General features: G+C 33.4%; 12 protein-coding genes and 1 pseudogene. 9 read left to right on the top strand and 4 right to left on the bottom strand.

Going from position 1 to position 13,340, the window contains the following annotated elements:
• The first annotated feature begins 15 nt into the window (after positions 1–15).
• Both H0I26_RS01780 and H0I26_RS01785 read left to right on the top strand, forming a co-directional pair.
• Complete coding sequence (locus tag H0I26_RS01780; protein ID WP_218700757.1) at positions 16–294, top strand: F0F1 ATP synthase subunit epsilon; 279 nt, start codon at positions 16–18, stop codon at positions 292–294.
• A gap of 82 nt (positions 295–376) precedes the next feature.
• Positions 377–1,090, top strand: a complete 714-nt coding sequence (locus H0I26_RS01785) for a hypothetical protein (RefSeq protein ID WP_218700758.1) — start codon at positions 377–379, stop codon at positions 1,088–1,090.
• Here H0I26_RS01785 and H0I26_RS01790 read toward each other — a convergent pair whose 3' ends face one another.
• Positions 1,091–1,531 carry a LexA family protein gene (locus H0I26_RS01790; protein ID WP_218700759.1) on the bottom strand — a complete coding sequence of 147 codons (441 nt, stop codon included), beginning with the start codon at positions 1,529–1,531 and terminating at the stop codon, positions 1,091–1,093. It abuts the gene before it with no gap.
• Between the two features lie 344 nt (positions 1,532–1,875).
• Here H0I26_RS01790 and H0I26_RS01795 point away from each other — a divergent pair, with 344 nt between their 5' ends.
• Both H0I26_RS01795 and H0I26_RS01800 read left to right on the top strand, forming a co-directional pair.
• On the top strand, positions 1,876–2,451 hold the full coding sequence (locus H0I26_RS01795; protein WP_218700760.1) for a hypothetical protein: 576 nt from the start codon (positions 1,876–1,878) through the stop codon (positions 2,449–2,451).
• An 8-nt stretch (positions 2,452–2,459) separates the two neighbouring features.
• Positions 2,460–3,878 carry a flotillin family protein gene (locus H0I26_RS01800; protein WP_218700761.1) on the top strand — a complete coding sequence of 473 codons (1,419 nt, stop codon included), beginning with the start codon at positions 2,460–2,462 and terminating at the stop codon, positions 3,876–3,878.
• Positions 3,879–3,936: 58 nt separating this feature from the next.
• Here H0I26_RS01800 and H0I26_RS01805 read toward each other — a convergent pair.
• A pseudogene (locus H0I26_RS01805) lies at positions 3,937–4,059 on the bottom strand (helix-turn-helix domain-containing protein); the annotation flags it as partial.
• Positions 4,060–4,161: 102 nt separating this feature from the next.
• On the opposite strand from H0I26_RS01805, the gene H0I26_RS01810 reads away from it, so the two are divergent.
• Positions 4,162–4,698 (top strand): hypothetical protein, encoded by a 537-nt coding sequence (locus H0I26_RS01810; protein ID WP_218700762.1) that lies wholly within the window; start codon positions 4,162–4,164, stop codon positions 4,696–4,698.
• 1 nt (position 4,699) lies between these two features.
• Here the strand turns inward: H0I26_RS01810 and H0I26_RS01815 are convergent, their stop codons facing one another.
• Positions 4,700–6,199 (bottom strand): PLP-dependent aminotransferase family protein, encoded by a 1,500-nt coding sequence (locus tag H0I26_RS01815; protein ID WP_218700763.1) that lies wholly within the window; start codon positions 6,197–6,199, stop codon positions 4,700–4,702.
• Positions 6,200–6,276: 77 nt separating this feature from the next.
• On the opposite strand from H0I26_RS01815, the gene H0I26_RS01820 reads away from it, so the two are divergent.
• From H0I26_RS01820 to H0I26_RS01830, 3 genes are all read left to right on the top strand, one after another.
• Entirely contained in the window at positions 6,277–8,088 is a 1,812-nt protein-coding gene (locus H0I26_RS01820) for a TonB-dependent receptor plug domain-containing protein (protein WP_218700764.1), read from the top strand.
• Positions 8,089–8,155: 67 nt separating this feature from the next.
• Positions 8,156–9,025 carry a cupin-like domain-containing protein gene (locus tag H0I26_RS01825; RefSeq protein ID WP_218700765.1) on the top strand — a complete coding sequence of 290 codons (870 nt, stop codon included), beginning with the start codon at positions 8,156–8,158 and terminating at the stop codon, positions 9,023–9,025.
• Between the two features lie 5 nt (positions 9,026–9,030).
• Positions 9,031–9,525 (top strand): DUF6646 family protein, encoded by a 495-nt coding sequence (locus H0I26_RS01830; RefSeq protein ID WP_218700766.1) that lies wholly within the window; start codon positions 9,031–9,033, stop codon positions 9,523–9,525.
• A gap of 62 nt (positions 9,526–9,587) precedes the next feature.
• Here H0I26_RS01830 and H0I26_RS01835 read toward each other — a convergent pair whose 3' ends face one another.
• A complete protein-coding gene (locus H0I26_RS01835; protein ID WP_218700767.1) occupies positions 9,588–10,064 on the bottom strand; it encodes a regulatory protein RecX in 477 nt (158 codons plus the stop codon).
• A 43-nt stretch (positions 10,065–10,107) separates the two neighbouring features.
• Between H0I26_RS01835 and H0I26_RS01840 the strand changes: the two genes are divergently transcribed.
• Complete coding sequence (locus H0I26_RS01840) at positions 10,108–13,323, top strand: lamin tail domain-containing protein (protein WP_218700768.1); 3,216 nt, start codon at positions 10,108–10,110, stop codon at positions 13,321–13,323.
• The last annotated feature ends 17 nt before the right edge of the window (positions 13,324–13,340 follow it).

Here is a 13,340-nt window from a genome sequence, read left to right on the forward strand (position 1 = left end):
TAAAAACTTAGAATTATGTATTTAGAAATAGTATCACCCGAAGCAACATTATTTAGTGGAGAAGTAATTAGCGTTATTGTTCCAGGAATTGATGGCAACTTTGAAATGTTAAATAATCACGCACCTATAGTCTCTCTTTTAAAAGAAGGAACTGTAAGAATAAGTGGTAATATAGTATTAGAAAAAGAGGTTGAAAATCATTTTACAAAAGGTGACAAAAACACCACTTTACTAAATATCAATTCTGGTACGTTAGAAATGAATGGAAACAAAGTAATTATATTAGCTGACTAATATTTTTTATTTATTAAAAAAAAAGGCACAAAACTTAAGTTTTGTGCCTTTTTTTTTTAAATTTAATTAAATAATATAAATTATGAGAAAAATAATCCTGTTTTTTGTTGTGATTACATGCTGCAATGCAACTGCTAGCGCGCAAACTGATCTTTTTGCACATGTAGAATCTTCTAATAGCAAGTTAAATAGATTATTAATATCTCCAATATATGATGGGGGTAACCCCTTAACCCTTGAAGACATAGAAGGCTCGCCATACTTGACACCTGCATTCGAAGTCGGATCAGTTAATATGATAAAACAAAAAGTTCTAATTAGATATAACAGTTTTAATGACTTATTTGAGATAAAACAAAATACGGATAATGTTTTAAATCTCAATAAATCCAACACAAACTATATTATTACCATAAATAATTACTCCTTTAAATCGTTCCTATACCCTCAGAAAAACTCTGATCAATACTCATATTTCGCTTTACTAACAACACTAGATAGTACCAAAGTTGGATTGTTAAAAACAATGCGAAAAAATCTAAATAAAGTACAAGAAGCTAGCAGTTCATATGTTAAAGCCAAACGAGCTAACTTTAGTCCAATAACTATTGATAAATATTACATACTAACTACTAAGCAGGATATAATAGAATTTAAGCCTAAATCAAGATCCTTATATAGTCTATTCCCCGAATTAAAAACGGAAATAAAATCCTATATAAAAACTAATGACATCGATTTGAAGAAAGAGGAAGATCTTATTAAAACTATTGCACATATAAACTCCCTAAATTAATTACACTTTTTTAATCACGTTGGTTACTATACCCCAAATCAGAAAATTGTTATCTTCTGTTATTCTTATAATTGGGTAATTAGGGTTTTCTGGTTGTAACCATACCTCATCTTGCGATACACGTAAGCGTTTTACAGTAAACTCTCCATCCAAAAAACACACTGCAATTTTATTATTTGTAGGCTCTAAACTTCTATCAATAACCAATAAATCGTTATCGTCTAAACCCGCCCCAATCATAGACTGCCCACTAACTTTAGCATAAAACGTAGTGTCCTTGTTTTTAACTAACGTTTCGTCTAGCGATAGACGTTGTCCTTTAAAATCTTCTGCTGGTGATGGAAATCCTGCAGAAATTCCTGTATCAAAATAATGTCCAGCGACATTATCAACAGCCTGAGGCGTAAAAAGCGTTAAGCCTTCTGATTTAAGTGTTATCATAGTTTTATTACATTAGATAGTTATGATGCGTTAAGGATTGAACGGTTTGTTTGAGCTCCTCGCAGAGAGCGAGTAGTGAAAGCCTGACCCTTGTGGTAACGCCCACCAAAATATCTTACAAACATAAAAACCTCCTCCACTCCAAAACTTAATACGCCATCCTATTACTTTTCTAAAGATAGACATTACCTAATTACAACGCAATATACTTCAAAAAAAAACATACATTAATTGTAACAAAACCGTAATTACAACTACAAATAAGTAGTGTACAAAAATCGTTTAGTTTAAATATTGCTTAAGACATTCAAACACACTATATTTCATCTTTAAAACAACGCATTATGATAGACTGGTTTTACGGCTTAGAATGGTTTCCAAAATTGTATTGGAGTATCGCATTACTAGCTTCATTTATATTTATTATAACTATTGGTTTATCCCTTGCAGGAGGTGATACTGACGAATTTGGTGACGTAGATGCGGACATTGAAGGAGACACAGGTATTGGATTTCAATTTATAACCTTAAAAAATCTAGTTGGCTTTTTTACTATTTTCGGATGGTCCGGAATTGCCTGTATTGATGCTGATTTTTCTTATAGCTTAACCGTCGTTATATCTATAATTTGTGGTTTAGCTATGATGGGTATTATGGCTGGTATGTTTTATTCGATGAGAAAGTTAAGCGATAGCGGAACGTTAGACTATAAAAATGCCACTAACCAAATTGGTGAAGTCTACTTAACTGTTGGTGCCAGCAGATCGTCAATAGGAAAAGCACATGTCAGAATTCAGGGCGCATTGCGCGAACTAGAAGCACTGACTGATAATCCAACAGATTTAAAAACGGGCACTGTCATCAAAGTAAAATCCGTAACGTCTAACGGCATATTAATTATCGAAAAACTTAACAACTAAATACAAATATGAACTTACAAATCAACCCAGAGTCCTTAAATTTAGGATTTCCAGTAGCTATTATTGCGGCTGTACTATTTATTTTCTTATTCTTAATTGTCCTTGTTAGGCGCTACAAACGCTGTCCTTCTGACCGTATACTAGTCGTTTATGGTAAAGTTGGTGGTGGACAATCTGCTAAATGTATTCATGGTGGTGCTGCTTTTATTTTACCGGTAATACAAGATTATCAATTTTTAGATTTAACACCAATATCTATTGAGGTAAATCTAGTTAACGCCTTATCAAAACAAAACATTCGTGTTAACGTACCGTCTCGTTTTACTATTGGAGTGTCTACAGAGCCAGGTATTATGCAAAATGCTGCCGAGCGTCTGTTAGGTTTAGGTCAAAGTGAAATACAAGAATTAGCACAAGAAATTATCTTTGGTCAATTACGTTTAGTAGTAGCGTCGATGGATATTGAAGAAATTAACAGTGATAGAGATAAGTTTTTAACTAATATCTCTCAAAGTGTTGAATCAGAATTAAAGAAAGTTGGTCTTAAACTAATTAACGTAAACATAACAGATATTGTTGACGAGTCTGGTTATATCGAAGCTTTAGGTAAAGAAGCTGCAGCGCATGCTATTAACGCCGCTCGTAAATCTGTTGCAGAGAAAACTAGAGATGGATCTATTGGTGAAGCTAACGCTGTCCAAGATGAACGTACACAAGTTGCTGCTGCAAATGCACAAGCAGTAGAAGGAGAAAATACGGCTAAAATTGCAGTGGCCAATTCAGATTCTTTACGTCGTCAACGTGAAGCGGAAGCTGGACGTGTTGCTGTTGCTTCAGAAAAAGTACAAACTGCAAAAGCATTAGAAGAGTCTTATGCTGCAGAGCAAATAGCAGAATCTGCAAGAGCAGAACGTGAGCGTTCTTCTCAAATGGCCGATGTTATTGTACCAGCAGAAATTGACAAGCGTAAAGTCGAAATTGATGCAGAAGCACGTGCCGAAAACATTAGAAGAATTGCTAAAGGGGAAGCTGATGCCATCTTATTTAAAGCACAAGCCGAAGCACAAGGTCAGTTTGAAATTTTAACCAAGCAAGCAGCTGGTATGGAACAAATTGTTAAAGCAGCAGGAAACAACTCTAAGGATGCGGTATTATTGTTAATTGCCGATAAACTTCCTGAATTAGTTAAAACGCAAGCGGAAGCTATTAAAAATATTAAAATAGATAAGGTAACGGTATGGGAGAATGGCGGAAGTGGTGATGACGGTAAGTCATCTACTGCTAACTTCTTATCAGGAATGTATAAATCAGTACCACCTTTACAAGATATGTTTAATATGGCTGGTATGGATTTACCTGAATATTTAAAAGGTAAAGACAAAACACCTATTGAAGATGCTAAAATAGATGATAGTAAAACTGAATAACCTTACTACTAAATCATAAATAAAAAACCTCACAGATTTTAAAATCTGTGAGGTTTTTTTAATCCTCCGTGTATTCTAAAATATCTGCTGGCTGACAGTCTAATGCTATACAGATGGCTTCTAAAGTAGAAAACCGCACAGCTTTAGCTTTTCCTGATTTAAGGATAGATAAATTAGCGGTTCTCTTTGGTTTTATTTCAGGCACACTTCCCTTCTACACTAAAGATAAATACAGATGTGCAAATTGTAACACTGAATTTGATGTAAAATAAAAAACATTGATTTGAAAAAGAACACTTTACTAATTTCAGAAAACAATAGACCTTTTTGGCAATTACCACTTGCTGCTTTATTATTTACAATAGCGGTTTACATAATTGGAAAAGATTTGTACCTCTTTAATTGGAGTAATAACTATTTTAGATACCTGTCTGAGGAGATAAAATCAGTCGTATTAATTGTTCTTGTTGCGACCGGTTTATGCTCAAACAAAAAAAATTATATCGACATTGAAAAATCAAGATTTAAAAAAACGCTAGAAGTAGGACCATTAAAACTTGGAAAATGGAAAAGTATTAAAAACTATACCTATGTTTCAATTTTTTACAAACCTTTAACTGATGGAAGTTATACTTTTGTGGTAAACTTATGGTACGATAAAAACAAACATTTTGAATTATACTCAAAAGACTCCTTTTCAGAAGCAGTCCAAATAGGATATAACCTTTCCGAACAATTAAATATAGAATTACTTGACGCCACTATACCAAACGACTTTAAATGGATAGACAAAAAAACTCATAAAAATCAAACAACATAAACTAAAGCATACTTTTAACATCCTCAAAAGAAGTCTTTAAAATTTTAATTACATTATCAATTTCATCTTCATTTAAATGCCCAAAACCTAATCGTATTGCACAAATGTCTTTATTTTGATAGAGTACTGTTTTAGGTAAAAACAAGTCATGTCCTTTTGCTTTTTCTGCTAACTTAATAAGCGATACGGGTATTTTAAAACACAACCAAACTGCTAAACCCCCTACTGGCACTTGCCAAGTAGCATCATCTTTAAAATGAATAGTTAAACGCGCGCATAAATAATCACGTCTTTGTTTATAAATCGTTATATTTTTTTTGATTAAACGATGTATTTCGCCTTCAGAAATAAGCTCTGTAAGTATTTGTTTCTGAATTAAATCCCCTTGTTTATCTAAAATTTGCAAATAGTTTTTAGCTTCATTAATAATATTCTGAGGTGCAACGACAAATCCAATCTGAAAACTAGGAAAAAAAGACTGCCCCAAACGACCTAAATAAATAACAATTCCTTCTCCATCAGAGCTGGCCATAGGTAACATAGCAGAACCCTCAAACTGGAAGTCATAATCAAAATCGTCTTCTATTATAGCAAATTGATATACTTTCGCCAATTGCAACAATTTCAAACGTCTTTCAGGAGTAAGTGTTACGGCAGTTGGGTATTGTCTATGTGCACAAACATACACGCAACGAATACTATGTTTTGTAAAATTCTTTTCAATAAAATCAACGTCAATCCCATGGTCATCAACAGGAATAGTAATTATATTGGCACCCGCTTGTTGGAAAATCATATTAGATTTATAATGACTTAAATTCCCTACAAGCACCACATCTTTGTTTTTAATTAAAAGCTGTGACACAATATACAAACTCATCTCTGTACTGCGAGTACTGATAATATTATTTGGCTTTATATGAAATCCTCGCGTTGCATTTAAGTAATTACACAACTGACGACTAAACGTTGTATAAGATTGTTCTTGGGTTTGATTCCATTTTGAAATTAGGGAACCACGTTTCATTGATGCACTGTACCATTTTGAAAATTGGTGTGTTGGATGCAATCTTAAATCCGGTTGTCCATCGTTAATAACATACTTACTTACAGAATACTCTTCCGTAGATGCTAAATTAAAAGAAGATTGAAATGGGAAACCTGCTGTCTCAGGATATGCCTTTAATTTATCTAAACCCTGAACGACACCTTTTATAGCTGCTGTTTTCTTTTCAGGCATTAACACGAAAGTTCCTTTATTAGCAATGATATCAACCCATCCTTGAGATGCTAGCTCATCATAAACAGCAACCGCAGTATTCCTATTTATTTGAAATAATGTACTAAATTTTCGGGTTCCTGGCAAAGCACTTCCTTCCGCCAAATAACCACGTTGAATGGCATTAATAATCTGTTGTGAGATCTGAATATAAATTGACGTGGTAGTCGATTTCTCAAAACTAATTAAAGATTCTAATATGTCATAAACCGGACTATGCATTGTTTTAAAACTGGACTACTTTAGTGATCCGGAAAGTTACGAATTTTGCACCGCAAAAAATGCGTATAACTATTATTATGAAATTTACTTACTTATTTACTTTACTCTCTATAACTATACAAGCACAAGACTTAGAACAAGAACAAAAGTTAGACTCTGTAATTATAACATCCTCTAGAATTGAATTACCATTTAAAGAAAACTCTAGAACAATTACTGTTATTTCGTCTTCAGACATAAAAAATAGCGCAGCAACTAACGTCGCTGATGTATTACAACAAGTTGCAGGTGTTGATATTAGACGTCGTGGAACAGCAGGGAGTCAAGCTGATTTATATATAAGAGGTGGTGGTTTTGACCAAACGTTATTATTAATTGATGGAATTAAAATGGACGATGCGCAAACGGGTCACCACACCATGAACGCCGCTTTACCTCTTGAGGTAATTGAGCGTATAGAGGTTATAAAAGGCCCAGCTGCAAGGGTGTTTGGTCAAAATGCATTTACTGGAGCTATCAATATTGTAACAAAAAACAGTTTAAAAAATACGGTCTCTGTAAAATTAGAAGCAGGTTCATTTGGTCAATTTAATGCAGGCGTTACCGTTGGTTCAAATTTAGAAAACTCGTCACATATTGTACATATAGACAAAATGACTTCAGAAGGATACATATACAATACAGACTATGATAATAGTAACTACTTTGTAAAAAGTGTTTTTAACAAAAAGAACAAAGCTATAGAAATGATTTCAACATTTCAAGAGCGTAAATTTGGTGCAAATGGGTTTTATGCTCGTGCCAGTGCTGTGGATCAATATGAAGAAACACAAAATAGCTTGATAGGGTTTTCGACTAAATTTAATACCGAAAATTTAACCATTAAACCGCGTTTATATTGGAAACGTAATCAAGACGAATATGTTTATCTAAGAGAAAACCCTACAGTATACAGAAACTTACATATTACTAATAAAATTGGAGCAGAAGCTAATGCATCTTACAACTCTGAATTGGGTACCACTGGTTTTGGTGTGGACTTATCTAAAATTTATATTAGTAGTAATAACTTAGGTAACAGACAACGTTTTATGTCTACCTTATTTTTAGAGCACCAATTTAAATTGTTTGACAACACTGTTGATGTTACTCCTGGTATTGCTGTAACCTATTTTTCAGACTTTAAATTTTATGCCTATCCAGGTTTAGACGTTGGAGTCAAAATAAATGACAACTTAAAAGCTTATGGTAATATTGGTTACACCTACCGCATACCGACATATACAGATTTATATTATTCTGATTCATTTACCTCTGGAAACGAAAACTTAAAACCAGAAGAAGCATTTGCACAAGAAATTGGGTTAAAATACAACTCAGCAAAACTTGCTATTTCCGCAGCAGTATTTAACCGTAATTCTAAAGATTTAATAGACTTTATAAGACCTAACAATATTACAGAAGTATTTACAGCTACTAATATTACAGAGGTAATAACAAAAGGATTTGAAATAGACGTAAAATACAATTTCAATATTAACGACTTCAAACAAACCTTTGCTGTTGCTTATAATTTTTTAGAAGACGATATCTTAGACCAAAACAAAGATTTATCTAAATACTCTTTAAACACATTAAAGCATCATTTTACATCACGTTTAAGCACAAAACTATTTAAAGACATAAGTCAAAACATTGTTTATAAACACGCTGAGCGTACAACGGGGGACAGCTATAATGTTTGGGATGCTTCCATTGATGTTACTGTTAAACAATTTACATTGACAGCCACTGCTAATAATATTTTTGATGCCGAATATATAGAAACAGGCTATGTACCAATGCCTCCTAGTAATATTCTATTTGGACTGCGATATAACTTTAACTAAATAGTATACAAACAATAACACTACTTTTAGTAACGTTTTATTAACTTTGAGCTATAAATTTTTAAAATTGAGCTTAAACCTTAAAGACATACCAAGAGTTAAAACGATAACTAAACAGGATTTTATTAAACATTATTTTAAGCCTCAAAAACCTGTAGTTATAGAAGAGTTTATTACAGATTGGCCTGCCTATACTAAGTGGAATTTAGAATACATAAAGACGGTTGCTGGAGATAAAATAGTCCCTTTGTATGATGACAGACCCGTTGATCATAAAGATGGATTTAATGAGCCCCACGCTAAAATGAAAATGAGTGACTATGTAGATTTACTAAAACGTGAGCCTACAAAATTTAGAATATTTCTTTGGAATATTTTAAAAGAAGTTCCTCAACTTCAAAAGGATTTTACCTTTCCGGATTTTGGCTTACGATTAATGAAAGGGTTACCTATGTTATTTTTTGGTGGTCAGGATAGTTATACTTTCATGCATTACGATATAGATTTAGCCAATATATTTCACTTCCATTTTGAAGGTGAAAAGCAAATTATATTATTTGACCAAAATCAAAACGAACATTTATATAAAGTCCCTCATGCATTAATAGCAAGAGAAGACATCGATTTTTCAAACCCTGATTTTACTAAGTGGCCAGCGTTAAAAAATGCCAAAGGTTGGCAATGTCATTTAAGTCATGGCGAAGTATTATATATGCCAGAAGGCTATTGGCATTACATGAAATATATCACTCCTGGCTTCTCTATGAGCCTAAGGGCCATAGCAAGACAACCAAAAAATTTAGCAAAAGCCGTATACAATGTCTTTATAATGCGTAATTTTGACAACTTAATGCGTCGGATTAAAGGGCAAAGATGGATTGATTGGAAAAATCAAAAAGCCATTACCGACACAAACAATAAATTAAAAGATAATTGAATACAATGAAAAAAGGACTACTATTAATGGCATTATTACTAACAGTAAGTTTAGTAAGTGCACAAGCTTTTGAAGGAAAAGGAGATCAAAAACTTCAAATCGGAGCAAATCTTCAAAACAACGCAAGTGGTATTGCATTGACTTATGATTATGGTATCGGTGAAAATATATCTATTGGTGTTGTTACCGGTTATGCTTTAAATCTAAGCAATGGATTATCTGCTAATTTTGAAGACCGTATTGAATTAGAAGGACGTTTTAATGCTAATTTAGGTAGTGTTTTAGATATCAGCGATAATTTTGATGTATATCCTGGTATTAGCTTAAGCTTAAAAAACTTTGGTGGTCACTTAGGGATGCGTTACTTTTTCTCTAGTGGTTTCGGAGTATTTTCTGAATTCGGTACTACTTTAGCAAAATATAACTCTGACGCGTTAACTGCTGCTGAAAAGATAAATAATCAATTCACTGTAAATATTGGAGCCGTATTTAACTTATAGTCTTTATTTTCAAGTCAATAAAAAAAACCTTTCATTTAGTAATGAAAGGTTTTTTTTATGTCTTATTTGATCAATTCGCTTGCTTTCTCATACACCAAATGACTTTCCCATCCCCTATATAGTAAATAGTCAATTAACTTTTTTCTTTTTTTATACTTATCACTTTCCTTTAAAGAATTCACCTTTTTTTCGGCTAAATCATTAAACACTTCTATATATTCCGCTTCATCTATTTCCGTAAGTGCTTGATTTACATTAAATTTAGCAATATCCTTTCGCTTTAATTCTAAAGTGATTCGGTATTTGCCCCATTTTTTTATTCTGAACTTACCTCTAGCATAAGCTCTGGCAAAACGTTCTTCATTAAGAAAGTTATGCTCCAAAAGATGAACCACAATAATATCTGCAGCCTCAGGTATCATATTCATGTCTCTTAGTTTCTGCTTTACTTCTTTATGACAACGTTCTTGATAAGCGCAATAGTGTTCCAACTTTTTAGTTGCTTCTTCTACTGTGTAAGACTCTTGACTTTTAAACATAAGTCAAAAATAAGCTATTAATCATTTAAAAAAACCACTATTTATGAAACAAATACCTATGCTATTTGCCCTACTACTCTTTAGTTCTATTACGTATGCTCAAACCGTTATTTATAACGAAAGTTTTATAAACGATAGTAACAAAGGGGCTATTTATAATACCACCACTGGAGCTACTGATATTAATATGTCCAGTGTAAATTGGTCTATTGACGTTTCTGGGACTAATTTTGATAGTAATGAAGATAAATTTAGTGTTGAAAGTGGTTCCACATATCTAGAAGCAAGAGACACAAATGGACCAGCAATCTGGTATTCTCCAATTATAAATATTACAAATTTTAATGATGTTACTTTTCAATTGGAAGCAGTTGATAATAGACCAACATTTGACGATTTAGAGCCTAATGACACATTTACTACTGAATATAGTATTGATGGAGACCCATGGACAATAGCAGGTAATAACGGTGCGCTAAACGATGACATTGATACAATTACATCGGTATCACACAATCTCTTTTTAGCAGGAAGTACTATACAGCTAAAAGTGACGATGGATAATAATGGTAATGATGAACGCTATAGATTAGATAATATATTAATTAGCGGTGTAGCTCCCACAACTCCCACAGTAACTATTAATCCAAACACCAATTTAATATCGGGATTAAGCTGTGTAGAAGGTAATGTCGATTTATTACCAGAAACATTTACTGTGCAAGGTTCCTCAATTGCAAATGACATTGTTATTACTACTTCTGGAAGTTTTGAAATAGCATTAAACCAAAATGGACCGTATTATAATGCTATAACTCTATCTCCAATTTTAAACACAGTAGAATTAACCACAATATATGCGAAACTGACCTATGGGTTAGCGGTCAATACGTATAATGAAAATATCCATATAACTTGTGACTCCATCGCTTTAGACGTTAATGCTCAAGGCGAAATAATGCCTTACACACAACCTTTTGATTGTAGCGCATTACTTATTTCAGAATATCACGAAGCTGCAACCAGCACACCAAACGAAAAATATATAGAACTCTATAATCCAACAAACGCTCCAATACCCCTTAAGAATTACCAATTAGCACGATTTGCCAACGGAAGGGTAAATTATAAACCACAAATCAGGACGTTGCCCGAAGACGATATCATAGCGCCCCATTCCACTTATATTATAGCCCTAAATAATTCTGAATTATGTTTAAACGGAATAGCTAATTACTGTACTAGCTCTATTGTTTTAGAGTCTGATGGTAATGATATTACCGCTCTACAAAACGCTGACGGTATCAACTTAGATATTATAGGCGTACTGAATGTCAATAATAATTTTGTACAGAATACTAATCTTGTTAGAAATAGTAGTGTGCAAGCGCCTACAGCAAGCTACATTGATTCTGATTGGACTAGTAACATATCAAACAATCTTACTTTTTTAGGTTATCATATAAATGTTTGCGCTTGTTCTGAATCAACTGTAACTTGGGATGGCACTGCCTGGTCCAATGGTATAGGCCCAAACATAAATACACCTGCCATAATTAACGGACCATACAACACTAGTGCAGCGACTAGTTTTTCAGCCTGTCGTCTGACAATAAATGCAGAAGTCATTATTACTCCAAATACTTTTATAGAAGTAGAACATAATATTACAAACACTGCAAAGCTTATTATACAAGAAGAAGGAGCCTTAATACAGAATAACGAAACCACAAAATTTATAAATAATTCCGTAGAAACATTTCCAATAGAAGTCATAAAACGTACTGCACCCTTTGTTGCTTGGTATGAATATACGTATTGGGGATCACCACTAGCAGATGCCTTACTTGAAAACTTAGTTCCAAATACAAGTAACGACAGAAAGTTTACTTTTAATGGTGGGTCTTTTAATGATATGGAAGCAGAAGACTTAGGTAACAACAATACCGTTACCGCGGGACAAGATGATATTGATGATGAGGGAGATGATTGGCAACTTTATTCCTCCGGAATAATGACTCCTGGAGTTGGATACGCAACAACGATGGCACCTATGGACCTTGCCGGACCAAACATTGCAAGTACAGGCGTAAATTTATCCTTTTTTGGGTCAGCTGCAAATTCTGGTAAAATTAGTGTTCCAATAGTTAGAAACGACCTCTCTACACTAGATAATAATTGGCAATTTATAGGAAATCCTTACCCTAGCGCTATTGATGCGAATGCCTTCTTCACTCAAAACGCAACAACACTAGAGACGGTCGACCCAGGAGTTATAGATGGCGCCATCTATTTTTGGTCCCAAGCCACACCGCCTTCTGCCACAACTATTGGCAATCAACAAATAAATTTTAGTAGTAATGATTACGCAATAATTAATTTTAGTGCCAATGTTGCAGGCGAACGCTATGCGCCAAATAACTTTATCCCGTCAGGTCAAGGTTTTTTTGTCAATTTCTCTGATAGCTATGGAAGCACATCTAGTAAAGTGATTTTTAACAATAGTATGCGCGTTACTGGTAATAATGATCAATTCTTTCGTACTAACAATACAAGTCCTGACAATAAATTATGGTTAAATTTAACCAGTGATAATGGTGTTTTTAGTCAAATTGCCATCGCTTATCTTCCTGGCGCAAGCGATATGGATGACGGTCCGTCTTACGATGCAAGACGTTATTACAGCGGAGGTTCTGCCATGTTAGTATCCTTTGCAGATAATAGCAACATTCCTTTAGCTATTCAAGGAAAGCAAAATGAAACATTAAGCAATGATGAAGTCATTGTATTGGGACTAAAAACAGGAATAACATCGCCTACTATTTATACGATAGCGATAGATCACTTTCAAGGTGATTTTTTATCAGACCATGCTATCTACTTAAAAGACAACTTAGAGAATACTTCTCAAGATTTAACAACATCAGATTATAGTTTTACTTCTGAATTAGGAGCATTTAATGACCGTTTTGAAATTGTATTTAACACAAACAACCTCACAACAAACACCTACAATGTTAGTCAGACTGATCTATCAATAATTGAATTGACTGATAATCAAGTTCAGTTTACTGTGCCTAATAATGTAAAAATTAAGACCATAAAAATATTAGATGTATTAGGGAAGGTTATATATATTTTTAAAAGTAACAACACTACTAAAATTATAAATCTAGCCAACCTCAGCCAAGCACTTTATATAGCACAAGTAGAATTAAGTAATGGACAAGTTATTAGTAAAAAAGCAATTAAAAAATAAACACAAATTTCATCAAT

This window comes from Olleya sp. HaHaR_3_96, assembly GCF_019278545.1.
In the GTDB taxonomy this organism is placed as follows: Bacteria; Bacteroidota; Bacteroidia; order Flavobacteriales; family Flavobacteriaceae; genus Olleya.

What these genes read in the sequence shown, in the direction of transcription:
- H0I26_RS01795 (WP_218700760.1), top strand. Translation starts at nt 1,876, where the DNA reads ATGATAGACTGGTTTTACGGCTTAGAATGGTTTCCAAAATTGTATTGG.
- H0I26_RS01830 (WP_218700766.1), top strand. Translation starts at nt 9,031, where the DNA reads ATGAAAAAAGGACTACTATTAATGGCATTATTACTAACAGTAAGTTTA.
- H0I26_RS01800 (WP_218700761.1), top strand. Translation starts at nt 2,460, where the DNA reads ATGAACTTACAAATCAACCCAGAGTCCTTAAATTTAGGATTTCCAGTA.
- H0I26_RS01840 (WP_218700768.1), top strand. Translation starts at nt 10,108, where the DNA reads ATGAAACAAATACCTATGCTATTTGCCCTACTACTCTTTAGTTCTATT.
- H0I26_RS01835 (WP_218700767.1), bottom strand. Translation starts at nt 10,064, where the DNA reads ATGTTTAAAAGTCAAGAGTCTTACACAGTAGAAGAAGCAACTAAAAAG.
- H0I26_RS01790 (WP_218700759.1), bottom strand. Translation starts at nt 1,531, where the DNA reads ATGATAACACTTAAATCAGAAGGCTTAACGCTTTTTACGCCTCAGGCT.
- H0I26_RS01820 (WP_218700764.1), top strand. Translation starts at nt 6,277, where the DNA reads ATGAAATTTACTTACTTATTTACTTTACTCTCTATAACTATACAAGCA.
- H0I26_RS01785 (WP_218700758.1), top strand. Translation starts at nt 377, where the DNA reads ATGAGAAAAATAATCCTGTTTTTTGTTGTGATTACATGCTGCAATGCA.
- H0I26_RS01815 (WP_218700763.1), bottom strand. Translation starts at nt 6,199, where the DNA reads ATGCATAGTCCGGTTTATGACATATTAGAATCTTTAATTAGTTTTGAG.
- H0I26_RS01780 (WP_218700757.1), top strand. Translation starts at nt 16, where the DNA reads ATGTATTTAGAAATAGTATCACCCGAAGCAACATTATTTAGTGGAGAA.